This window comes from Stenotrophomonas sp. HMWF003, from assembly GCF_003061285.1.
GTDB lineage: Bacteria > Pseudomonadota > Gammaproteobacteria > Xanthomonadales > Xanthomonadaceae > Stenotrophomonas > Stenotrophomonas maltophilia_AP.
In genome coordinates, this window is sequence record NZ_QAIW01000448.1 from 33,239 (window position 1) to 33,763 (window position 525).

General features: G+C 69.3%; 1 protein-coding gene. It reads left to right on the forward strand.

The genetic code is table 11. The annotated features are described in order from the left end of the window. On the forward strand, nucleotides 1-525 hold a 525-nt coding region (locus DBR34_RS19920; RefSeq protein WP_258224185.1), incomplete at its 3' end, for an SDR family NAD(P)-dependent oxidoreductase.

Consider the following 525-nt stretch of genomic DNA (forward strand, 5'->3'; position numbering starts at 1 on the left):
CTGTCTTCTGTCCGTGCCGTCATCACCGGTGGCGTCTCCGGCCTCGGCCTGTCCGTGGCCCAGTTCCTGGTTGCCCAGGGCGGCAAGGTCGCCCTGTTCGATCTCAATGACGACAAGGGCGCGGCCGCCGTGGCCGGGCTTGGCGCCGACAACGCGCGCTACTTCACCACCAACGTCAGCGACGAGGCGGCCGTGGCCGCGCAGATCGATGCCGCACACGACTTCCTGGGCGGCCTGAATGTCGCCATCAGCTGCGCGGGCATCCTCGGTGCCGGCCGCGTGCTGGGCAAGGAGGCGCCGATGCCGCTGGCCAACTTCCAGACCACGGTGATGGTCAACCTGGTCGGCAGCTTCAACGTCGCCAAGGCCGCGGCCAACCGCATGCAGCACAACACCCCCGGCGACGACGGCGAGCGCGGGGTGATCATCAACACCGCCAGCGTGGCCGCCTACGAGGGCCAGATCGGCCAGGCCGCGTATTCGGCGTCCAAGGGCGGCGTGGTCAGCATGACCCTGCCGATGGCA